Here is a 21,213-nt window from a genome sequence, read left to right as displayed (position 1 = left end):
CAAAGGCGCGAACCGATACCAGGGAATGGGTCATGAAGCGGCGAGAGCGATCGCGGCATCTGATCGAGTTGGGCGGGCTGGTCGTCAAGGCAGGGCTGGTCGATCTGACCGACGATGATCGCGCCACGCTCTATGGTGCTTTCCTAACAGTCGCAGAAAGACTGCGGAGCGATGAAGGAAAAACCGCGCTTGCCTTGTTGCAACGCAAAGGCAAGCGGGCCTTCGAGGCGGAACAGGACGGCAGTTAGCGCGGGACAGACAACCGCACGCTGCCATCCGGCTCCGCATGATACTCGACCGTCGCCACTATGGGCGGGCGGCTCTTGTCGCAGTATCGCACGGTGATGATGCCCTCCCGGATCGCGGGACACAGGCCGGAGCCATAAAGAATGTCCGCCAGCGCATCGAAGGTGGTCGCCTTGGCGCGATAGGCTCCGGTCCATCGCACTGCCCAAATATCATCGTTGGCCTTGACCCGGTAGCCAGCCCTCTGCGCAACGTCCATGACCGCGCCAAGCACAGTGTCCGCGCGCACGTCGAATTCCAGCACGGCGGACAGGTCTGCGGGTTTGGAACGGACGGCCTGCGCGGACTTCATCCGCCATAACGTCGCCTCTGCGCCCGCCATGAAGAGGCACAGGCCGACCATCGCCAAGGGCAGATGGTCAATCCAGCACTTGCACCTGTCCGACCGCCAGAATCGGCGAACCGGAATGAGCGGATTCCAATGGGTCCGTGACGGGGCAGCACGTCGCATGATCCGCCATGCCCGTTGCAGCATGTCGGCACGGTGAGCAGGCCGAAAAAGGGCTATGGCTTTTGTCGGCTCTGCTGGTGGTGGAAGCATCGGCTCTGGCAGGCTTGCGGCAAGCGACGCCTGATGATCCGCAACAGCGCAGGCCGCGCGTTCCGCCAGTATCTCCACCCGTGCGAACGCCCATGACAATTCCTCGCCCGAAATACGGTAGGATTGTCCATAGCGTGCCTCGACGTAAGCACGGCGAACGCAGCCAAACGCGCGACGCTCGAACCGGCTTTCTCGCGGCCATGCCGAACACAGGTGTGGGTCCAACGCTTCCGCCGCCTCGCGCAATTCATCCAGCGCATGGGTGCGCGGGGCGTGGAGGCTGATCGAACGCAACACGGACAGATAGAAATGCTCGCATGCCTGATGCAGCATCAATGCCGCCATCGGTGCATCGCCCCGCTTGCGATAGAAAGCCGCGCCCGCCAGAAAATCCGTTCCGCGTTGATGCCATCGGATGAACTCTGCAACACCCCGGATAACCCGCTCCTGCGCCGGAAGGCGGCGCGGCTCTTGGAGGCGCAACCCTTCCATTTGATAGAGCGCGATGCCCTGTTCGGCGATGGTGGCAAAATAGGGATTACCCTCGACAAGAGCGCCGTTGATCCGATCAAGGCTTTCTACGGAAAGCCGCACTGGGCGGGCGATCTCGCCATGCTCCCATGCACGGCGGAGCCGGTCGCGTACCAAACGCCAGTCGCGTTCGCTGCGGGCAAGGCGGCGATAGTTGACGACTGCCAGCAGGCGGAACGCTTCCCCCGGAGCGACCTCTGCCCAATCCTTTTCTGTATGGGGACCGTGCAGGATCAGGGTGAGGATGCGGCCAGCCCGGAAATGCTCGGAGCATCGCCCCTTGGTCGTCTCCTCGAACGTCTCGAACAGGATCGTCGTGATATGGAGAAGCTCCTCCATGACCAGCGCGGGTAGATGATCGGCGGCGATGCGCAGCATCATGACCGCGCCTCCTGCGGGCGGCGCTGGCAACCCTTCGGGCGCGGATGGCCAGTCACGTCATGCACGCGATCCACCAAGGCGCGAACAAGGGGTTTTATCGTGGCTGGGATGAAGCCGCGTGTATGCGGTCGGTCTTCCTCCCAATCGTCATAGTGATAGCCCCATTTCCAATAGGGCGAGAGAACCAAGGCCAGTTGCGCCATGTCTGGGCAGTCATGACCAAAGCCGCATGCATTGGCGTAGGCTAGAGCTTTGGCGATGTCCTGTTTGATATAGCTGGCGTTCCACGCATCGGCAAAGCCCACGTCCAGCAAGTAGGCGCACAGGGCCTGCTGGGTCACGAAACCGGCCTGATGCAGCGCTTCTTTCGCGCGTCGCGGTTCGGCAAGGAAATTCGAGCCCAGCGCGAGCATCCAGCGTTCCGCATTGTGATAGCGGAAGCGGCTGATGGTCCGCCCCCCTTTTGTGCGTGCAAGCGTCGCGGGTTGGTCCTCGTACCTTTGGTGAAGCTCCGCCAGCGCACCGCCCCAGGGCGATGCCACCACCGATGCCGCAACCGGCGCGATCGTCAATCCGCGCAGCAGGGCGCGGCGGGATTTTGAGACAAGCATATGCACGTCCGTTCCGCATCCATCGCAAAGAGGCGGGAAATGACGGGCGGATACGGAATGGCCCCGGCACTCCCGCATGATTCGCAATGCCGCTTTCGCGATTGCCCTTCGATACCGGGCCGTAGCGAATATACGACGTCGTTTAATCAATAAACGATGTCGTATATAGGAATAAACGGTGTCGTCAATGGGTTTGGCTTGGAAATTGTGATCTTGCCCGATAGCGATAAGCCAATGGGACGCCCGCCACTTGGAATGAAGCCGACGACGATCAGGCTATCTACCGACATGATCCACCGTATCGAAGCACTTGTGGGCAACCGCAGACTCGCCCTGTTCATTCGCGAGGCGGTCGAGAACGAATTGCAGCGCCGCGAAAATCCACGAGCGCCCGAGGATCAAAATCACCTCTGATTGAAAACCATTCGGCGAACTGGCGAGAAGGAGCTACGCAGAGGTGTACAATGGTTGCCAGCAATTTGGGGTGCAGAACTGGCTACCACGCACGGGTCCTATATCTTGGCCAAACTTGCCATTTGCGGGAATCGCCGCCATCGCCAGTTTCAAAGGGTGACGACCGATGCGTCAGACAAAAAGAAAAGATAGCATCCTAGATCTGCTTGTCCGCAGCCAGCCTACTGGAGTGGCCCTGTTGAATGAACTCTGGTGCCGCTACTCAGAGGAAGAAGGCTCGCAGGGAAGGTCAACAAAAGCAGATCGTCGCAAGTCATTTAGTAGAACGGTTTTACCCGGTTTCCCTGGCTTGAAAGTCCGCTACCTCAGCGACAGGCATTACATCTATGAAGGACTCACCGCAGGAATTTTCGCGCGCTGGGCGGTTTGGGAATTGCTAGATCAAAAATACCTCTCGGGATTCCCGGATCCAAAGGAAATAATCGTTGCGGTCGGCAAAGACGCATGCGCAGCGTTTTCGGTTCTTAAGAGAGGCGAACTGGCAGTCATAGGACCGGCGACATTCATGAAAGATATCGTAGTTCTCGGAAATCGCGAGCTCATATTCTCGGATTTTCATAAACTATCTAAAACGCCTTGGGCATTATGGTGCTTCACCGATGAAGGCGTGTCGAACGATCCGTACATGCCGGTAGGCAAGCTAGCCAATCTTCCTTATCAAATTGATTTGGCAGGAAAATCCGAGGTGGCTACCGCGAGAAAGCGCCTACCGTATCGCTGAAATTTGCAGCCTTAATGTCCGCGGATTCCTGGACATTAAGGGCATTTTTTTAAAGGACGCTATACCTGCTGCGGCGATAGCTAGGTTGAATATGGCGGTCAGAATTTCCACGAATTCCATACGTCAGATATACGCTAAGACCGTACTCTACACAACCTACGGCAGCGGCTTGCATTTGCCTGACCACCAGCGATGCCACGCGACGTGGACGTATGGCTGAGAGGAAGCTTATCCGTCGACTACAGTGTCCGAAGTAATCCGCTTGCTCGAAGCCGGAATTCCGAAATCAGCCATTGGGCGAGAAGCAGGTGTTTATGACAGGGACAGCTACGCGACTGCCTGCAATCCCTTGCGTTGGATGACGGACAGAAGGCACAGGGCAGGGCCGCCTCACGCCGCGTTCCCAGTCCGAGAAAAGACTGTGCGAAACGTTGAGATAGGCGGCGAACACAGGCTGCGAGATCGAACTTCTTGACAGAGGATAGGCTGCGGGCGAGCATAGCTCTTGCTTCATCACGCTGTGCAGGTGGTCCTTTCAGAGGAGCATCCAATGTTCGACTCGGCCTAAAGCCTTCTGGCTGTCCTCAGAACGGGGCGGATGGGAAGGCTTGGCATGGGATTTTGGTACAGGCTGGGAAAAAATCTTCGCTGATCGTCGTCAGTGAAAAGCCTACGCTAAATTCCGCCATTTTCCGCCGCTGACCGCCGATTGCCGCCAGCGTCCACCCAATGCTCGAAGCAGGACTGTCTGCGCGCCCGGAAGGCTCTTGTCCGGGACGGCAAGGCATCCAATGCTCGTGGCCGGGGGCGCGTGCAACATCCTGTTTTTAAGAGACTGCCCCATGAAAAACACAGATCGTATCATTCGATTGAAGACCGTTCTTGCCCGCACCGGGCTTTCCCGTTCCACCCTGTACCGAAAAATCGCAGACGGGACGTTTCCGGCCCAAATAAGGATCAGCATCCATGGCGCTGGCTGGCGGGAATCGTCTGTCGAACGCTGGATAGCCGATCCTGTCGGCTATCGCCACGAACGGTCCGAAAGCCATGTCCAATGACCGCGCTCCCGCCCCCCGAACCGATCTGCGTCCGCGTCAACGAGGCGGCGCGCATGATCGGCGTCGGCCGCACTAAGCTCTATGAACTGATCGCAGCTGGCGAGGTCAAAACGGTGAAGCTCGGCAAGGCCACCCGGATCACCACCGCCAGCCTGCACGATCTGGTCAGGCGGCAACGCGGAGCGCTGTAGGCTCGGACGCCGTTGCGGCGGCGTCCTTCCCCTTGCCGCTCTGCGTTTGTGTCCGGTCGAGATATTCGGCCCAACGCGCCATGAGGCTGCGCCGCTTGTCGAAAAAGTCGGTGCGGCGATAGGCAGCTTCGACCTTGTTGGGCAGCTTGTGCGCCAACGCCTTGTCGGCAACCTCCTTGGGGAAGCGGGTCCGCTCCGATGACCAATCGGTGAAGGCGGAGCGGAAGCCGTGGACGGTCACGCCCTTTATGCCGTCATCGCGCAGCAGCTTGGTCATGGTCATGTCGCTGATGGCCTTTTCGCCGTCATTGGAGAACACAAGGCCGGTATCGCTGCTACGCTCGTTCCACCGCTTGCGCAGCAGCGCCACGGCGGGCGCGGACAGCGGCACGACATGGGATTCGCCAGCCTTCATGCGCTCGCCCGGAATGGTCCAGATTCCTTTGTCCAAGTCAAACTCGGTCCATACCGCAAAGCGCGTCTCATTCGACCGCACGGCATTGTAGATGGTGAAGCGCAAGGCATCGCGGCCGGTCGTGGGCGATGCCGCCGCCAGCTTCTGCATAAGCGCTGGCACATCCGCATAGGGCATGGCTTCCAAATGCGCGCTCTTACCGGTTTGGCGCGGAAGCCCCTTGCGGACGGAGCGCAACGACACCTCGTCTGGCAGCCATCCCTTGATGTAGGCGAAGTCCAGCACGGCCCCTACGCGCTGCAATATGCGACGCGCCGTTTCCGGGATTTCAAGCCAGATAGGTGACAGCACCTCGACCACAACACCGCTATCCACCTGATCCACCAGCCGGGTGCCAATAAGTGGGAAGACATGATTCTCAAAACTGGAAATCCAGTTGGTATAACGCCGGTTCTTCCATCCTTCCTTCAACGTCTCGTAGCAGTCACGCGCGGCCGTCTCGAAGCTCGGCACGACCTTACGCGCCCTGCGCCGCTCCGCCACCGGATCGGCTCCCTCTCGGACCTGACGGCGCAGCGCCGCCGCAGCATCGCGGGCTTCGGCAAGTGATACGTCCAGTGCCGATCCCAGCCCGTAGTCGCGCCGCCTGCCGTCCTTCTGCATCCGCAGCAGCCATGTCCGCGCGCCGCTCGGCTTCACCAGAAGACACAAGCCCCGACCATCGACATGGCGACCGGGCTTCGCGTTCTTCACCTTCAATGCAGTAAGTGCCATCGGTTCGAGTCCTTGCCTAAAATGATCCCACAATTGTTCCCACTTTTCAGTGGGATTTCAGGCAAACCGGAGCGACCGACCGCGAACACTCTACAAGGGAAATCTCTGATATCACAGTGTAGTTAGGAACGTCCCGGCATTGCCTGAGACAAAAGTTCTACACCTCTTCTGGGCACCATTTGTTCTCCTGGCGACGTCCGGGAACGTCCGAAAAACGGCTGATTTCAGCCGTTTTTTGTGCTAAGACCGTCCGGTCAAATCCGGGCTGATCCGGCACCAATCGGGAACAAATATGGTATCCTGCATGGTATCGAAGGCCCCTTATGGACGGGCCGATACCATGGGAAAACTCTTCGCTACCACCGTCACGAGCGCCAGGCCGAGGGAGCGCGAATACAAGCTCACCGACGGTGCCGGCCTCTATCTCCTCGTCAAGCCGAACGGCCGCAAGCTCTGGCGGCTGAACTATGCCTATCTCGGCAAGCAGCGCACGCTTTCCTTTGGCGCGTGGCCCGACGTCGGCCTCGCCGACGCGCGCGAGCGGCGCGACGAGGCGCGCAAGCTGATCGCCGCCGGCCTCGATCCCTCGCACGAAGCGAAGCTCGCCGAGGCGCGCGCGATGCTGTCCGAGGAAAACAGCTTCAAGCTGGTCGCCGAAGAATGGGTCGCCAAGCAGGAACGCGAGGGCATGTCGGAGGTCACGCTCAGCAAGATCCGCTGGCTGCTCGGCAAGGCCTATCCCAGGATCGGCAGCCGTCCGGTAGCCAAGATCACGCCGCAGGAAGCGCTGGCCGTGCTCCGCTCGATCGAGGCCACCGGTCGCTACGAAAGCGCGCGCCGGATGCGCAGCGTCCTCGGTCGCGTGTTCCGCTACGCCATCGCCACCACGCGCGCCGAAATGGATCCATCCCGCGATTTGCGCGGCGCGCTGACGGTTCCCAAGGCCAAGCATCTCGCCGCCATCACCACGCCCAAGGGCGCGGGCGAACTGATGCGCGCCATCGAGGGGTACACCGGCCACGCCATCACCCTGTTCGGGCTCCGGCTCTCGGCCCATCTGTTCGTGCGACCGGGCGAACTGCGCCAGGCCGAGTGGAGCGAATTCGACTTCGACCGCTCGGTCTGGAACATCCCCGAGCAGAAGATGAAGATGCGTCGGCCGCACCGCGTGCCGCTGTCCACGCAGGTCATTGCGCTCTTCGAACAGCTCTGGGAGCTGACGGGCACGGGACGATACTGTTTCCCCTCCTTCCGCTCGCCGCTTCGCCCGATGTCCGAGAACACGGTCAACGCGGCCCTTCGAGCGCTCGGTTTCAGCCAGGAGGAGATGACGGCGCACGGCTTCCGGGCGATGGCGGCGACGCTGCTCAACGAAACGGGCAAGTTCAACCCCGACGCCATCGAGCGCCAGCTCGCCCATATGGAGACCAACGCCATAAGGCGCGCCTACACGCGCGGCGAATATTGGGACGAGCGCGTGCGCATGATGCAGCACTGGTCGGATCAGCTCGACGAGATGCGTGACGGCGCAAGGGTTCTGAAGCCCAACTTCCGACGCGCCTGAGGCTCCCGGCCTAGCGGTCACGATAAGTCCTCTCCGTCACTTCGGCGATCGACCGGAAGACAGCGGACGAATCCTGTGTGAGCGGATCATCCGGGTGCCGGGTAATTTCTATCTTCTCGTCCATGCCGGCTTTTGCGGGCGGCAAGGCCGGCACGGCGATCTCCTTTCCGGCCGCGACCTTGTTCCAGTGCCCAGGCCGAGGACGCGGGATATTGAAACCGTCGCATAGTTTCGCGAGACTTTGATCCGAGATGCCGAAGCGTCCTGCGAGGTGGCGGAGAGGTTCGGCCCAGACCAGGGCGTGAAGTTCGGTACGGGACAGCAATGCGGGGGCCAACAGGGTGGTGGGCATATCCATCGGACAGTCTTTCACTCCAAAGCCACATGCATGAGGATGCCGGAAGCTGCCGATCCGCAGCCCAAAACCGTTTCGCCATCATTCCGTGACGCTCGGATTCAAAAATACCCGACAAGAAAAATTCATCGGCAATGACGCCGCTCGATTTGAAGGATATTATGCATGTTCAGAGCCTTAAATCGCCTTGTCCCGCAGAGCCGGGCTTGCGTCTTGGACGACCTGCGATAAGCTGAAGGCGCGCCATCGATGCATGGCGCCGAGGCGTGAGAACCTCGTGCGAGATGAAATGGATCCGCCATCGTGCGGCCGGGTGGCCGACGCGCATGTCCAAGCCGTTCGCGGCCAAAGGCGTTGGCGCATGTGCTCGTGCATGTTCTCAACACCCGGCTTTCGCCGGCATCGCCTCGCCAGACGCGAGGAGATGCGATCGATGCGATCCACAGCCGGGATCGGCGCACTGCGCCATAAGCCATGCGGCCTGCACTAGGAGCGGCCCGTTTGCCGATCGACGAAGGCGAGCCGCTGCCGCCGACGCATGATCGCGTGACATCGATGGCGCCGACCATCGACGAATTGTACCGAACTGAAAGGCCACGGCTCCTGCGCTTCCTCGATCGTCACGCTCCTGACGACCGCGCCGAGGAGATCGTACAGCAGGTCTTCACCCGGCTCGTTGCCCGCGCGCAGACCGATGCCGTCGCGATCCATTCGCCCGGAGCCTATCTGCGCGAGGCCGCGCACAATCTCCTGCGCGATCACGCCCGCACCGCTGCCCGTAATCACCAGTCCCAGCATGTGCCGATCGACGATGTCGAAATTGGAAGCGGGGATCCTGTCGCTGCGTTGGAGGCGCGCGACCGTCTTGCCCGTATCGAACAGGCCGTCCTGCGCCTCAAGCCGCTGACCCGGCAAATATTTCTCGCTTGCCGCCTCGATGGCTATAGTTACGCCGAAATCGCGGAACAGACGGGATTGAGCGTGCGAGGCGTGGAAAAGCAGATGAGCCGGGCGATCAAGCAACTTGGGCGACACCTCAGCGATCATGGCTGACGAAGTTCGTTCCATTCCGCGCGCTACCCGGGATGCCGCCGGGGACTGGCTGGCGCGTCGGCAGGAACCTGCCCGACCCGATGTCGAGCGGGCCTTCGCCGTCTGGATGGCTGCCGATCCGCGCCATCGGATCGCCTATCAGCAGGCGGAGCGCCACTGGCAGGATAGCCGATTGCTGGTCGACAGCGACGTCGGTCGCACGCGAAAGCTGGTTCGTGCGCCATTCCTGATGCGGCGCAGCACCCATGTTGCGGCTGCCAGCCTTGGCGTCGTCGTCCTGCTCGGGATCGGCGGTGTCGGCTTGCTGCGATATGGATCCCCTCTCGGACTGGTTTCTCCCGCGCAAGCCGCGACCTACGAAACCGTGCTGGGTGAAATCAGGACCATATCGCTGGCGGACGGATCGCAGCTCACGCTCGACACCGCCACGCGCGTGCGTGTCACCCTTTCCGCGAGCGAGCGGAAGGTCTCGCTGGAACGAGGCCGCGCGCGCTTTCGCGTTGCGCCGGACGGCAAGCGCCCCTTCACCGTTACGGTTTCCGGCGGCACTGTCGTTGCACGAAGCACGCTGTTCGACGTCAGCGTGGAAAGCGGAAGTCCCGTGGTGGCGGTGATTGAGGGGCGGGTCGATCTCACCAGCACAAGTGACGCAGCCTCCCATCCAGCCCGAACGCTTGCCGCTGGACAGACCGCAGACCTGGGCAATGCCGACATGCCCCGTCCTACGTTGCCGGCCGAGACCCAATGGGTGTCCGGCATGCTGGCGCTGGACAGCGGCCCGCTTGGCGAGGCCGTCGCCGCCATCAACCGCTACAACCGCATCCAGATACGCCTTGCCGAGCCTGAGCTGGCCCGCCTGTCGGTTACCGGCGCCTTCCAGGTGCGCAATCCGGACGCCTTCGCCCGGGCCGTGGCAGCGACATTCGGGCTCGGTATCGACCGAACCGATCCGGGCGTGATCCTTCTTCGCAGCGCTCCGTAGGATGTTTTGACCCTTCACTGAAAAAAACCTGTCGTGGGTTTTCAGAACCCGGCGTCTCCCCGCCAACCAGCCACGACGTGGCCAGGGGGAGACACAGGATAATGGTTCGATTTGACGCAAGATATCTGTTCAACAGCATCGCTGCCGTGGCGCTGGTGGCGGGCCCTTCGGTCGCGCGAGGCCAGGACGTAAAGCGCCATGCCTTTGAAGTGCCGGCGCAAGATCTGGGCGCGTCGCTCCAGGCGCTGGCACTTCAATCCGGCATCACCGTGCTGGTCGACAGCAAGATCTTGGCGGGCAAGCAGGCCCCGCCGCTTCACGGTTCCTACACCGTCGAGGAAGCGCTGCGCATACTGCTCGACCGATCCGGGCTGGCATACACGCCTGTCGATGGCGGCTTTGCCGTACGGCAGGTCCGCACAAGCCGTGACGACAGTTCGACAAATGACCGGCAGGATATCGTCGTCACGGGAAGCCGGCTGCGCGGTGCCGCGATTGCTTCGCCGGTGGTCCGGATCGGTCAGGAAGAGATTCGCGATTCCGGCCAGGCTGGGTTGGGCGACGTTGTCCGCCGTATCCCGCAAAGCTTCGGAGGCGGGCAGAACCCCGGCATCGGCATGAATGTCCCCGACGCCAGCGGCGTCGACGTTGGCGGCGGATCATCCATCAATCTGCGCGGCCTTGGGAGCGATGCGACGCTCACGCTGCTCAATGGTCGCCGTCTCGCCTATACGGCAGTTCGGCAGAGCGTCGATGTATCGGGGATCCCGGTGTCGGCGGTCGATCGCATCGAGGTCGTACCGGACGGCGCCTCGGCGATCTACGGCTCGGACGCGGTGGCCGGCGTCGCCAACGTCATCCTGCGCCGTGACTATGATGGCCTCGAAACCAGCGCGCGTCTGGCCGGAACCACGGACGGAGGTGACTTCCAGCAGCAATATGGCGCGCTGGCCGGGCGCAAATGGGCATCGGGCGGGCTGTTCGCCGCCTATGAATATGGCAGCAACAGCGCGATCCGCGCGAGCCAGCGGTCCTATGCCGCGACACGCTCGCCGGGGCTCGATCTGTACCCGGCGCTGCGCCATCACAGCGTCCTTGCCAGCGGACATCAGGACCTGGGCGGCGGCCTGACCTTCTCGATCGACGGACTCTACAATATCCGTTGGAGCGACCTGACATTTCCGACGGTTGCAGGTGGCGATCTCGACGAAGGCAAGGCGACCTTCTCCTCGGTCGACAAGTCCTTCGGCGTCGCGCCGACCCTTACGCTCGATCTGTCCGGCGGCTGGCAGATTGCGCTTGGCGGCACCTACGGCAAGGAACGGGTCGACTATCATCAGGTCGAATGCGCTCTCGCGGCCTGCAACGACTCCGGCCCCAGCTTCTATCGCAACACGGCCAAATCAGTCGAGATCAATGCCAATGGCGATCTCTTCCGCCTGCCCGGTGGCATCGCCAAGGTAGCCGTTGGCGGCGGCTATCGTGACATCGGCTTCCAGCGGTTCGTCGGGTCAGGGAGCGCGGTCAACACCGTCGCCTCTCAGGACAATCTGTTCGCTTTCGGTGAATTAAGCCTCCCCCTGATCGGCCCGGACCAGAACCTGCCGCTTGTGACCAAGATCGATGCCAGTGCTGCCCTGCGTTATGAGCGTTACCCCGGCATCGGCGAAGTCGCCACGCCCAAGCTCGGTCTGTCATGGGCGATGACGCCCGATATCAGCGTCAAGGGAAGCTGGGGCAAATCCTTCCGCGCGCCAACGCTCTATCAGCAGTACCAGCCGCGCGCGGCCTACCTGTTTCCTCCCGCAGCGCTGGGTGCCACGGGGACGTCGGCAAGCGCGGGGGCCATTCTCATCCTCGGTGGCAATCCCGATCTCAAGCCGGAAAAGGCGACGACCTGGTCGACCACGCTTGCGCTGCATCCGCGCGCACTGCCGGGCGCGAGCCTCGAGGTCAGCTATTTCAGCGTACGCTATCGCGACAGGATCGTATCGCCGATCACCTTGCTGGCCCAAGCCTTGAGCAATCCCATCTACCGCGACCAGATCATCTTCAACCCGAGCGAGACCGCGCAGGCCGCAGCCATCGCCAGTGCGGGCACCTTCCTCAACATTACCGGCGTGCCCTATGATCCGGCGAACGTCGTCGCGATTGTCGACAATGCCAATCTCAATGCCGGCCGCCAGCGCGCGCGGGGCGTCGATATGCTGGCGAGCTACAATGCCGCGATTGCGCCGGACCAGCGACTGCGCCTGTCGCTCGACATCGCCTATCTCGAAAGCGACCAGCAACTCAGCGCTGGTCAGCCCACCTATGACCTTGCCGGCACCATCTTCAATCCGCCCCATTGGCGCGGACAGGCTGCGGTCGCTTGGACTGGCGGCAATCTTACTCTGGCGGCCAACGGCAATTACACCGGCGGTGTCAGCGATACGCGCTCGACGCCAGCCGTGCATATCAAGGCGATGACCACGCTCGATCTCACCGCACGCTACCGGGTCGATCCCGAGGCACCGCTCGGCGGCCTCGAGTTCAGCCTGTCGGTCCAGAACCTGTTCAACGACAAGCCCGATCCGATCGCCACCTCGATACCCTACGACACGCCTTACGATTCGACCAATTATTCACCTGTCGGCCGGATGATCGCCTTCGAGATCACCCGGCAATGGTGAGCGTAGACGTCCGGGGCCGCCTCGGCATAGCGGCCTTGTGCCTGCTGTTTCCCGCCGCGGCGTGGGCGAACTGCGAAGATGTGCTGCCGGCGCATGAAGCATCGAGTACCGCGAACCGCAACCTGACGGCAGCGGACCTCATCCAGCTGCGCGAGATCGGCGATCCCGATTCCGCGGTCTTCAATGGCCCGAGCCCGTTCGCGGTGTCGCCGGACGGCAGTCGTATCGCTTATATCATCAACCGCGCCGATCTCGCGACGAACAGCTATTGCCGCGCACTGGTCGTCAGTGGACTGACGGGCGTCGGCCCACCCGATATTGTCGATCGGGGCGGCGAACTCATCAAGATCATGGACGTGCAGCGCGGCTTCTACCTGCCGAGCGGCGCCACGCGTACCATCGTTCCGTCCTGGTCCCCTGATGGGGGAAGGCTAGCCTATCTGCGGCGCGACAATGGCGTGACGCAGGCGTGGGTGGCACAGGCGGACGGCGGCGGGGCGCGCGCGGTCACGCGCTCGGACGTCGATGTCGAAGCCGTGGCTTGGAGCAAGGACGGATCACGGTTGCTCTACGGCGCGCGAAAAGGCGCGGCGGCCGTGCAGAAGGAGCTTGATCGCGAGGGCCAGTCAGGGTGGCTGTACGACCGCAGGGTCTCGCCAGAGATTTCCGCGCGGCCACTCACCCCAGCTACCGAAGCGCTGGACGTCAGCACCGTCGATTTGCGTACCGGCGCGGTCGTGCCAGCAGATGCTGCGGAGCAAGCGGCAGTCGAACGCGCCGCACCTGCCGACATGCCGGTGGATCCGCAAGCCATCCGTGCTGACGGTCGCAAAGCGCACCTCAAGCGTCCGGACACTTCGCCGCTGACGCCCGCGAGGCTTTTTGTCACGAACGGCGACAGCAGTCGGCACTGCGATGCCGAGGCCTGTGCCGGCGGTATCGTCTCCCTTTGGTGGCAAGGCGCATCAGTGCTTATTCTGCGCCGGGAAGGCTGGGCCAAGGAAGCGATGGCGCTCTATCGCTGGCGACCCGGCGCTGCCCGTCCGACCGCCCTATTGCGCACAACCGACGTGCTGCACGGCTGCGTAATGGCTGCTACCGAACTGGTCTGTACCCGCGAAGACAGCAGGGCCCCGCGCAGGATCATCGCCATCGACATCGCGAACGGCAGGATGCGCACCATTTTCGATCCCAATCCCGAATTTTCCGGCATTCGCCTGGGTTCCGTCACTCGGCTCAGATGGCGCAACGATCTTGGTCTGGAAGCATGGGGCGACCTGGTTCTGCCGCCGGGGCACAAGCCCGGACAGAAACTGCCGATGGTCGTCGTGCAATATCATAGCGACGGCTTCCTGCGCGGTGGCACCGGCGACGATTATCCGATCTTCCTGCTCGCCCAGCGCGGGATCGCCGTGCTCAGTACCGAGCGGCCCAATTTCTTCGCCGCGGCCTTTCCCCAGCTCAAGACCTGGTACGAGATCAATGCCGCCAACCAGAAGGATTGGGGTGAACGCCGCAGCCTGCTGTCATCGGTCCTTACCGGCGTGCACGTGGCCGTGGATCAGGGCGACATCGATCCCGCGCGCGTGGGCATCACGGGCCTGAGTGACGGCGCGTCGACCGTTGCCTTCGCCTTGATCAATTCGAAGGCATTTGCAGCCGCGGCGCTCAGTACCTGCTGCATGGAGCCCAATACCACGGCCACCTATGGTGGCATCGCCTGGGCAGAGTGGCTGCGCGGCATGGGCTATCCGCCCGCAACCCGGGACAATCCTGGCTTCTGGCGCGACATGTCGCTGGCGCGAAACGCTACCTGGATCGATACGCCGCTGCTCATGCAACTCGCCGACAATGAGTTCCGGCTGGCGCTCGAAGCCTTTGGCGCCCTGCACGAGCAGAACAAGCCAGTGGAGATGTATGTCTATCCCGACGAATTCCACGTGAAATGGCAGCCGATCCACCGGCGCGCCGTCTACGACCGCAATCTGGACTGGTTCTCCTTCTGGCTACAGGGCCGGGAGGATTCGGATGCCGCCAAGATTGAGCAATATCGTCGTTGGAACGGGATGCGACAGGGAACTCCCCCTGCCTCATTGACGGTTCCAGTCCGCTGATGGGCTGCTCCCGACTAGCAGATTTCGGTTGCAAAAGTCGAATAGCGACGGCCTCTCGGGGGGATGAGAATGCCAACTGTCGATCCCAACCGGTCAATCCGCGAACGATCGCGAGCGACCTTGGGGCAAAAAGGCGCTGCTTGGTCGAGTTGAAGCTCCCGATTACACGATCAAGAGGTAGGCAGAACCCAAGACAGCAGAAGCGAGGAGAACCGGGATCATACCAATTTTTAACCTGAAAACAGCCAGCGCGGCGGCCATTGCCAGGAGAAGCGCGGGCACATTCAGCGATGACAGTACAGGCACGTCGAAGCCGCCGCCAACGCCGCCCACAGTCCGGACCCGCGTGAAGAGCGTGTGGATGGCAAACCAGATGGCGAGGTTCATGATCACGCCGACCACTGCCGCCGTTATCGCCGTCAACGCCGATGAGAGGGCCCGGTTGCCGCGCAGGCGCTCGACAAAAGGTGCGCCGGCAAAAATCCACAGGAAGCAGGGCACGAACGTTACCCAGGTGGTGAGGATCGCGCCCAGCGTTGCAGCGAGCAGCGGAGGGAGTCCTGATGCTTCGCGAAAGGCAGCCAGAAAACCAACAAATTGCGTGACCATGATGAGTGGCCCCGGCGTTGTTTCGGCAAGACCCAGGCCATTGAGCATTTCACCAGGCTTCAGCCAGCCATAGGTGCCGACCGCTTCCTGTGCGACATAAGCGAGCACCGCATAAGCGCCGCCGAAGGTCACGACCGCCATTTGGCTGAAGAATGTGGCAATTTGAGTGAAAACATTGTCTGGCCCGGCAAGGACGAGCAACGCTATCACCGGAGCGAGCCAAAGAACGAGAAAAGCGCCCGAGATTTTGAGTGACCAGGAGAGATTGGGACGGGCATGGTCCGGAAGACCTTCGCCCAGCGCAGTTTCGGCGTCGTGAACGATCTTGCCGCCAGCAGGGCCATGACCGCCGCCGCCCTTGAACGCAGAAAGGCCGGCGCGCCCGCCAACATACCCACCGATGCCCGCAAGAAGGACGATCAGCGGAAACGGCGCGTCGAGGAAAAAGATGGCGACGAACGCCGCTGCCGCTATTCCTCGCATCACGTTGTTCCGGAGCGCTCGCGATCCCACGCGCACGACAGCCTGGATGACGACGGCGAGAACAGCAGCCTTGAGGCCGAAGAACAAACCCTCTATCAGCGGGGTCTGCCCGAGCAGCACATAGATGCAGCTGAGGCCAAGAATGGCGAGAAAGCCGGGCAGGACGAACAGGCATCCGGCTACCAGCCCGCCCTTGGTCTTGTGCAGCAGCCACCCGAGATAGGCGGCAAGCTGCTGCGCTTCGGGCCCAGGCAGCAACATGCAGTAGTTCAGTGCATGCAGAAATCGTTCCTCCCCGATCCACTTCTTCTCTTCGACCAGGATGCGGTGCATGACCGCGATCTGGCCGGCAGGCCCGCCAAAGCTCAGGGCGGCAATGCGCGCCCACACGCCTGCCGCTTCGGCGAACGGAATGCCGTGATCGCCTGTGCCCTGGACCGGCGCGTCAGCAGGAGCAAAGGGAGCAGCAGTCATTGTTCGGTTCCCCTCGCGCTGAAGAATGCATGGAACTGGTTGAGCGTTTCGCCCGCCTGGGCGATGCGCTGAAGGTCGTCGTCGGTGGAAGCGCACACCCCGGAAAGGATCGCTCCCAGTCCCGCTGTTTCCGGTCGGTTGAACTTGCCGTCCGCGATATCGAGGTCATGGATGATTTCGCCGATGGCTGCGAGGGCAGGATCATCGGAAAGACCCGCTCGCAGCATGATCGTCTCGAAGCTGCATCGATCTTCCTCATGGGTGAACTCCGCTTCAGCCATGTCGAAGCGCAGTTCGTCCGGGCCGGGCAGATAGGTGCGGGCATCAACGAATTTGAAGGTGGCCACCGGGTCGACGAACCGGCTAATAAGCCAGGCACAAGCAATCCGATCGACATGAACCCCGCTGCGCGTCACCCAGACCTTCGATTTCAGGTCCGGCGGGTGTTCGGCCGGAGGCTCGGTGCGGCTGATATCAGGATGCTCGTAGCGTTGGCGGACAAGCTCAGCGAGCGCAATCTCGGCATCCTGGCGGCGTTGGGCCCTGAAATAGTCGAGTGCCAAGACCTCGTTCATTCGTTTCTGAAGCCGCGCAATTTCGCTTCCGCTGGCGGGGCCGGTTTCCAGAAGGCGTCGGGCGCTTTGCGTAATTTCGTCATAATCCGCGTCCCGTGCGCCATCGAAAAGCGCCTGAATGTCCGCATCGTTCATGCCGGCGAGCAGTCTGGCTTCGATCAGGATCGCTTCGCCCCCACCGGCGACGATCTCATTCAGCAGTTCCTGAAGAGTTGCTTCGTGCTCCAGTGTCTTCGGCAGCACGTGGACGGCGTTCTTGATTGCCACCGCGCCGATTGCTTGCAGACGACGCCAGATTTTCACGCGCAGATAGGGCGGTTTCGTCGGAAGCTGGTGGAGTAGAGCAATCCACTCGACAGGGGCTGTTGCGCGTTTCATGATATTACTATATCTCATTTTCTATATATATAGAATAGGTATATCATATGTGGCGTGAAAAGCTTGTCATGCGGACGCGATGGGTTTTGGCCGCAGGCGGGGCGTTTGCAGCCAACGCCAGCCCTGCCCAGGCACAAGAGGCGATAGAGGGGTTTTCGATTTCGGGAGCGATGCGCCTGCGTTATGAGGCGATCGACGGCCAAGCCCGTGCAGGCTTCAACAAGAGCGACGATATGGTGAACCTCCGCACCAATGTGCTGGCTCGGTTTCGCAAGTCCGACATCGAGGTGGCTGTCGAGCTTTATGACAGCCGGGTTTGGGGTGATCGCGTCGGGACGCCTGTATCGACGAATGAGGTCAATGCGTTCGAACCGGTACAGGCCTATATTGCAGGCACGTTGACAGACCCGCTTGGCGACCGGTCGAAGATCTCGATCACGGCGGGACGGATAATGCTCAATCTGGGTTCTCGCCGACTTGTGGCAGCCGACGATTATCGTAACACCACCAACGGCTATACGGGATTGAAAGTTGATCTTTCCGCGAAGGGTGGATGGAAAGGGACTTTCATCTACACATTGCCGCAAATTCGCTTGCCCGACGCTCTCCACGATGTGCGTTCGGCGAAGGTGAAGCTCGATAAAGAGAGCTTCGATCTTGTGCTATGGGGCGGTCAGCTAAGCCGCGCGAAAATGATCGGTCCGGCGACGATCGAACTTACCTACTTCCATCTAGGTGAGCGTGATGCTCCAGGCCGCCCCACTCGCGATCGTTCATTAAATACATTCGGTGGCCGAGTGATGCTCGATCCCAAGCCAGGACAGTTCGATTACGAGATAGAAGGTTTCTACCAGACAGGCTCGGCAAGTATCTCGGCGTCGCCTACGGCCGCGCATCAAAGCGTCGCTGCCAATTTCATTCACGTCGATGCGGGCTATACCTTCGCGGGTGCCTGGACGCCTCGTTTTTCAATTGAATATGACCGGGCAAGTGGTGACAAACCGGGTGGGAAGTTCGGCCGTTTCGACACGCTCTTTGGCATGCGGCGTGCCGATCTTGCTCCGGCGGGCCTCTATAACGCGCTTGCGCGCACCAACATCGAAACTGTCGGGGTAAGGTTCGAAGCCAAACCCAGTCGACGCCTCGACTGGTTCGCGGTCTACAGGCCCATGTGGCTTGCATCGCGCCAGGATAGTTTCTCATCCACCGGCGTTCGCGATGCTACAGGGAGGGCCGGTGATTTTTCTGGCCACCAGTTGGAGGGCCGCATCCGTTACTGGCTCGTACCGCAGCGCCTGCAGTTCGAATTTGATGGCCTGGTGCTGTCCAAGGGGCGGTTCTTGCGGGATGCACCGAATGCCACCGCAGGACGATGGACGCGGTACGCCTCATTCAATCTGAGCGCGATCTTTTGAGAGTTGCACCCGCAGTGCGACGAGTTTCCTGCTCCGGCAAATTCGGGGACCGCCCGCCCCCAAGGGGCCTTCAATATTGATATACGACCTTGAAGAAGATGGTCCGGGGCGCGTTTTGCGCGCCCTGAACAAGCTGCGTTCCCGCAAAGGGGCCGGCTCTGAGTGGCGTGCTGACCGGTGAAAGGGTCGAGAAGTAGAAGGCGTTCCCAATGTTGCGGGCCGTCAGCGTGAAATCCCAGCGCCGGTTCGCGGTGGTGAAGCCGATGAACCCGTTCACGAAATGCTTGTTGCCGATTCGATATTGCGGGCTGTTGAGCAGGTCGGAGAAATAGGATGTCTGCCAGTTCACGCTGCTGCCCAGCTTGATCGTGCCGACGCCGCCGATCGGGATGCCATAATCCGCCGAAGCGAAATATTGCCATTCCGGCTGGCCCGAAAACGCCTTTCCCGTGTAGTTGTAGGCCGGAACCGTTCCCAGGGTCGGCGCAGAATAGTCGTCAAACCGCGTCTTGAGGTACGTTACGTTGAGCGCCAGCGACAGATTGTCGACCGGCTGTAGGGATGTCTCCAGCTCGAAGCCCTGGGTATACGCCGCCGGCGCGTTGCCGCGGGTGCTCACATAGGTGCCAGAAATGGGGCTGAAGGCTGACACGGCCGTCTGGAGATTTTTGTAGTCGTTGTAGAAGCCCGTCAGGTTGACGCGCAGGTGGCGGTCGAACCACTCGCTTTTAACGCCGCCTTCATAGGTGCTGACCGTTTCCGGTGCGTATGGCAGAGCGGTGGCGAGGTTGAGGGCGCGATTGTTGAACCCTCCCGCGTCGAAGCCCTTGGCAAAGCTTGCGAACAGGAAGATGGCGGGCGTGACCTGATAGGAGAGGCCGAGCTTCGGAGTGAAGGCGTTCCACGTCTTGTGGTTGAGCACGTTGGCGTTGGTGAAGTTGATCTGGGATGCGGCGATGTTGACGCCGAGAGCCGGGATCGCACCCCCGGTCCGCACCTGCGGATAGAGCGTCGGATCGATCGGATTGCCGTCGAGGTCGTCATTCACGCCCTGAAAGTCGAAGGCCCGGCGAATGGTGATGTAGCGTCCGCCGGCTGTCAGCGTCAGCCGGTCGGTCAGACGATAATTGGCTTGCAGATAGGCCGAATAGTTGCGGGTGATCGTCCTGCCGATTTGGTCGAATGGCGCGGCCGGTAGCGCGGTGTCCGACGCTGGAAGGCCGGTGACATAGCCGATGCGGTTACTCCGGAAATTTTCGAACAGATAATAGAGTCCGCCAGTAAAATCGAGGCGATTCCAGTCACCCTGCACCTGCAACTCTTGGGTGAAGCTTTTCTGCTTGTACACGATATAGTTGTCCGAGATGTCGACCCGGCGCGGCTGGGCGCTGTTGTAGGGAAGGCGGTTCTGGCCGTCATTATTGTAGTTGACCGGGTTCTGGTCGAACGCGCGCAACGCGGTGATCGAGTGGATCGAGAGATGCGGCGAGAGGTCGAAGTCGATCCGGCCCGTAAGCCCCCCGGAGTGCGACCGGTTGATGCCGTAGCGCCCGGCATAGCTCACATTGTCCCCGAACGCCGAAAACTGCGTCGGGCTGAACAGCGTCCCGCCGGTGATGGCGCCCAAGCCGGACAAGGCGGGATTTGTGGCGTTATAGGTGGTCGGGACATATTGCGCGGCCTGCGAATGATCGACCGTGCCGTCTGCGGTGAGGATGAACTTCAGCGTGCTGGACGGCGTGAAGACCAGCTTCACGCGGCCGCCATCTGTATTCTGGTTGTTCACGCGACGCTGGAGTGATGGGTTCCAAGTATAGCCTTCATGCTCGTCATGCGCGAATGCGATGCTTGCAGCCAGCAGGCCCGGCATCAGCGGGCCGGCGACATAGGCGTGGGCATTGAAGGCCTTGTAATTGCCGTAGCCGGCGTCAAACCGCAGATTGAGTCTGTCGCCCGGCGTACGCGTGACGTAACGAACAGCGCCGCCCGCCGAATTCGCGCCGAACAGAGTGCCTTGCGGCCCTCGCAGCACTTCTATCCGTTCGATGTCGGTCAGGTCCGACATGCCGTTGATCGCGCGCGGCAGATAGACATCGTCAATATAGATGCCGACCGTTGGGTCGAAGATCGGATCACTGTTGCCGATGCCGCGAATGAAGAAGGTATTGGTCAGCGGCGTGATTCCGGTTGGCGGCGTGTAGAGGCCCGGTATTTGCCCGGCGAGATCGCGGGTCGTCAGGACATTCTGGTTGCTGCGAAAGGTCTCGTCGATCACGCTGACCGCGACGGGCGTGGACTGGAGCCTGGTTTCCTTTCGGGTGGCTGTGACGACGATATCGCCAAGGCCGTTGCCGGCGTCCGGCGCTTTCACAGGGTTTGTCGGTTCCGTTGCCAACGCTGGCTCGATCGACAGGAGAGCGAACGAAACGACAGGCAGGGCGGCGGCTGCGCGCAGCCACTCCCGATTGATCGACGGCATATGATATCCTTCTTGGCTGAGGCTCGGGCGTCGCGGCGCTCAAGGCGCCTGACGCCG

18 protein-coding genes are annotated in these 21,213 nt (G+C 61.5%); 11 read left to right on the top strand and 7 right to left on the bottom strand.

From position 1 onward, the window contains the following. Positions 1–32 precede the first annotated feature (32 nt). A complete protein-coding gene (locus ACN9MX_RS10665) occupies positions 33–248 on the top strand; it encodes a conjugal transfer protein TraD (RefSeq protein WP_426386939.1) in 216 nt (71 codons plus the stop codon). Here ACN9MX_RS10665 and ACN9MX_RS10660 read toward each other — a convergent pair. Continuing rightward, complete coding sequence (locus ACN9MX_RS10660) at positions 245–1,759, bottom strand: HEPN domain-containing protein (protein ID WP_426386937.1); 1,515 nt, start codon at positions 1,757–1,759, stop codon at positions 245–247. The genes ACN9MX_RS10665 and ACN9MX_RS10660 overlap by 4 nt on opposite strands. Further along, positions 1,756–2,370 (bottom strand): hypothetical protein, encoded by a 615-nt coding sequence (locus tag ACN9MX_RS10655; protein ID WP_426386936.1) that lies wholly within the window; start codon positions 2,368–2,370, stop codon positions 1,756–1,758. The genes ACN9MX_RS10660 and ACN9MX_RS10655 overlap by 4 nt, the downstream gene beginning before the upstream one ends. A gap of 207 nt (positions 2,371–2,577) precedes the next feature. On the opposite strand from ACN9MX_RS10655, the gene ACN9MX_RS10650 reads away from it, so the two are divergent. The 4 genes from ACN9MX_RS10650 (at position 2,578) to ACN9MX_RS10635 (ending at position 4,814) form a co-directional block, all read left to right on the top strand. Next, complete coding sequence (locus tag ACN9MX_RS10650; protein WP_426387506.1) at positions 2,578–2,784, top strand: hypothetical protein; 207 nt, start codon at positions 2,578–2,580, stop codon at positions 2,782–2,784. A gap of 166 nt (positions 2,785–2,950) precedes the next feature. Next, positions 2,951–3,565 (top strand): hypothetical protein, encoded by a 615-nt coding sequence (locus ACN9MX_RS10645; protein ID WP_426386935.1) that lies wholly within the window; start codon positions 2,951–2,953, stop codon positions 3,563–3,565. Positions 3,566–4,407: 842 nt separating this feature from the next. Then, positions 4,408–4,623: a helix-turn-helix transcriptional regulator gene (locus ACN9MX_RS10640; protein WP_426386934.1), complete on the top strand. Its 216-nt coding sequence runs from the start codon at positions 4,408–4,410 to the stop codon at positions 4,621–4,623. Then, complete coding sequence (locus ACN9MX_RS10635) at positions 4,620–4,814, top strand: helix-turn-helix domain-containing protein (RefSeq protein ID WP_426386933.1); 195 nt, start codon at positions 4,620–4,622, stop codon at positions 4,812–4,814. Before ACN9MX_RS10640 ends, ACN9MX_RS10635 begins: the two co-directional genes overlap by 4 nt. On the opposite strand, the gene ACN9MX_RS10630 is transcribed toward ACN9MX_RS10635, so the two are convergent. After that, positions 4,789–6,003, bottom strand: coding sequence for a tyrosine-type recombinase/integrase (locus ACN9MX_RS10630; protein ID WP_426386932.1), 1,215 nt, complete (start codon positions 6,001–6,003; stop codon positions 4,789–4,791). The genes ACN9MX_RS10635 and ACN9MX_RS10630 overlap by 26 nt on opposite strands. Positions 6,004–6,343: 340 nt before the next feature. Between ACN9MX_RS10630 and ACN9MX_RS10625 the strand changes: the two genes are divergently transcribed. Next, positions 6,344–7,567, top strand: coding sequence for a tyrosine-type recombinase/integrase (locus tag ACN9MX_RS10625; protein ID WP_426386931.1), 1,224 nt, complete (start codon positions 6,344–6,346; stop codon positions 7,565–7,567). A gap of 10 nt (positions 7,568–7,577) precedes the next feature. On the opposite strand, the gene ACN9MX_RS10620 is transcribed toward ACN9MX_RS10625, so the two are convergent. Continuing rightward, on the bottom strand, positions 7,578–7,925 hold the full coding sequence (locus ACN9MX_RS10620) for a hypothetical protein (protein ID WP_426386930.1): 348 nt from the start codon (positions 7,923–7,925) through the stop codon (positions 7,578–7,580). 471 nt (positions 7,926–8,396) lie between these two features. On the opposite strand from ACN9MX_RS10620, the gene ACN9MX_RS10615 reads away from it, so the two are divergent. From ACN9MX_RS10615 to ACN9MX_RS10600, 4 genes are all read left to right on the top strand, one after another. Next, complete coding sequence (locus ACN9MX_RS10615; RefSeq protein ID WP_426386929.1) at positions 8,397–8,975, top strand: RNA polymerase sigma factor; 579 nt, start codon at positions 8,397–8,399, stop codon at positions 8,973–8,975. Beyond that, positions 8,968–9,957 carry a FecR family protein gene (locus ACN9MX_RS10610; protein ID WP_426386927.1) on the top strand — a complete coding sequence of 330 codons (990 nt, stop codon included), beginning with the start codon at positions 8,968–8,970 and terminating at the stop codon, positions 9,955–9,957. The genes ACN9MX_RS10615 and ACN9MX_RS10610 overlap by 8 nt, the downstream gene beginning before the upstream one ends. Before the next feature lie 101 nt (positions 9,958–10,058). Next, positions 10,059–12,629: a TonB-dependent receptor domain-containing protein gene (locus tag ACN9MX_RS10605; protein ID WP_426386925.1), complete on the top strand. Its 2,571-nt coding sequence runs from the start codon at positions 10,059–10,061 to the stop codon at positions 12,627–12,629. Further along, entirely contained in the window at positions 12,623–14,743 is a 2,121-nt protein-coding gene (locus ACN9MX_RS10600) for an Atxe2 family lasso peptide isopeptidase (RefSeq protein ID WP_363752812.1), read from the top strand. Before ACN9MX_RS10605 ends, ACN9MX_RS10600 begins: the two co-directional genes overlap by 7 nt. A gap of 162 nt (positions 14,744–14,905) precedes the next feature. Here the strand turns inward: ACN9MX_RS10600 and chrA are convergent, their stop codons facing one another. Both chrA and ACN9MX_RS10590 read right to left on the bottom strand, forming a co-directional pair. Next, complete coding sequence (chrA, locus tag ACN9MX_RS10595; RefSeq protein ID WP_363752815.1) at positions 14,906–16,309, bottom strand: chromate efflux transporter; 1,404 nt, start codon at positions 16,307–16,309, stop codon at positions 14,906–14,908. Continuing rightward, positions 16,306–17,262 carry a chromate resistance protein ChrB domain-containing protein gene (locus ACN9MX_RS10590; RefSeq protein WP_426386924.1) on the bottom strand — a complete coding sequence of 319 codons (957 nt, stop codon included), beginning with the start codon at positions 17,260–17,262 and terminating at the stop codon, positions 16,306–16,308. The genes chrA and ACN9MX_RS10590 overlap by 4 nt, the downstream gene beginning before the upstream one ends. A gap of 47 nt (positions 17,263–17,309) precedes the next feature. Here ACN9MX_RS10590 and ACN9MX_RS10585 point away from each other — a divergent pair, with 47 nt between their 5' ends. Then, entirely contained in the window at positions 17,310–18,677 is a 1,368-nt protein-coding gene (locus ACN9MX_RS10585; protein ID WP_363752818.1) for an alginate export family protein, read from the top strand. Between the two features lie 70 nt (positions 18,678–18,747). On the opposite strand, the gene ACN9MX_RS10580 is transcribed toward ACN9MX_RS10585, so the two are convergent. Continuing rightward, entirely contained in the window at positions 18,748–21,156 is a 2,409-nt protein-coding gene (locus tag ACN9MX_RS10580; protein ID WP_426386923.1) for a TonB-dependent receptor, read from the bottom strand. Positions 21,157–21,213: the final 57 nt, after the last annotated feature.

It is taken from the genome of Sphingobium sp. R-21, from assembly GCF_049913335.1.
In the GTDB taxonomy this organism is placed as follows: Bacteria; Pseudomonadota; Alphaproteobacteria; order Sphingomonadales; family Sphingomonadaceae; genus Sphingobium.
This window is presented reverse-complemented; position numbering and strand designations above follow the sequence as displayed.

Coding starts and splice junctions, on each gene's coding strand:
- ACN9MX_RS10615 (WP_426386929.1), top strand. CDS start 8,397: ATGCGGCCTGCACTAGGAGCGGCCCGTTTGCCGATCGACGAAGGCGAG.
- ACN9MX_RS10600 (WP_363752812.1), top strand. CDS start 12,623: ATGGTGAGCGTAGACGTCCGGGGCCGCCTCGGCATAGCGGCCTTGTGC.
- ACN9MX_RS10590 (WP_426386924.1), bottom strand. CDS start 17,262: ATGAAACGCGCAACAGCCCCTGTCGAGTGGATTGCTCTACTCCACCAG.
- ACN9MX_RS10620 (WP_426386930.1), bottom strand. CDS start 7,925: ATGGATATGCCCACCACCCTGTTGGCCCCCGCATTGCTGTCCCGTACC.
- ACN9MX_RS10635 (WP_426386933.1), top strand. CDS start 4,620: ATGACCGCGCTCCCGCCCCCCGAACCGATCTGCGTCCGCGTCAACGAG.
- ACN9MX_RS10630 (WP_426386932.1), bottom strand. CDS start 6,003: ATGGCACTTACTGCATTGAAGGTGAAGAACGCGAAGCCCGGTCGCCAT.
- ACN9MX_RS10610 (WP_426386927.1), top strand. CDS start 8,968: ATGGCTGACGAAGTTCGTTCCATTCCGCGCGCTACCCGGGATGCCGCC.
- ACN9MX_RS10640 (WP_426386934.1), top strand. CDS start 4,408: ATGAAAAACACAGATCGTATCATTCGATTGAAGACCGTTCTTGCCCGC.
- ACN9MX_RS10605 (WP_426386925.1), top strand. CDS start 10,059: ATGGTTCGATTTGACGCAAGATATCTGTTCAACAGCATCGCTGCCGTG.
- ACN9MX_RS10580 (WP_426386923.1), bottom strand. CDS start 21,156: ATGCCGTCGATCAATCGGGAGTGGCTGCGCGCAGCCGCCGCCCTGCCT.
- ACN9MX_RS10660 (WP_426386937.1), bottom strand. CDS start 1,759: ATGATGCTGCGCATCGCCGCCGATCATCTACCCGCGCTGGTCATGGAG.
- ACN9MX_RS10625 (WP_426386931.1), top strand. CDS start 6,344: ATGGGAAAACTCTTCGCTACCACCGTCACGAGCGCCAGGCCGAGGGAG.
- ACN9MX_RS10665 (WP_426386939.1), top strand. CDS start 33: ATGAAGCGGCGAGAGCGATCGCGGCATCTGATCGAGTTGGGCGGGCTG.
- ACN9MX_RS10585 (WP_363752818.1), top strand. CDS start 17,310: ATGTGGCGTGAAAAGCTTGTCATGCGGACGCGATGGGTTTTGGCCGCA.
- chrA (WP_363752815.1), bottom strand. CDS start 16,309: ATGACTGCTGCTCCCTTTGCTCCTGCTGACGCGCCGGTCCAGGGCACA.
- ACN9MX_RS10655 (WP_426386936.1), bottom strand. CDS start 2,370: ATGCTTGTCTCAAAATCCCGCCGCGCCCTGCTGCGCGGATTGACGATC.
- ACN9MX_RS10645 (WP_426386935.1), top strand. CDS start 2,951: ATGCGTCAGACAAAAAGAAAAGATAGCATCCTAGATCTGCTTGTCCGC.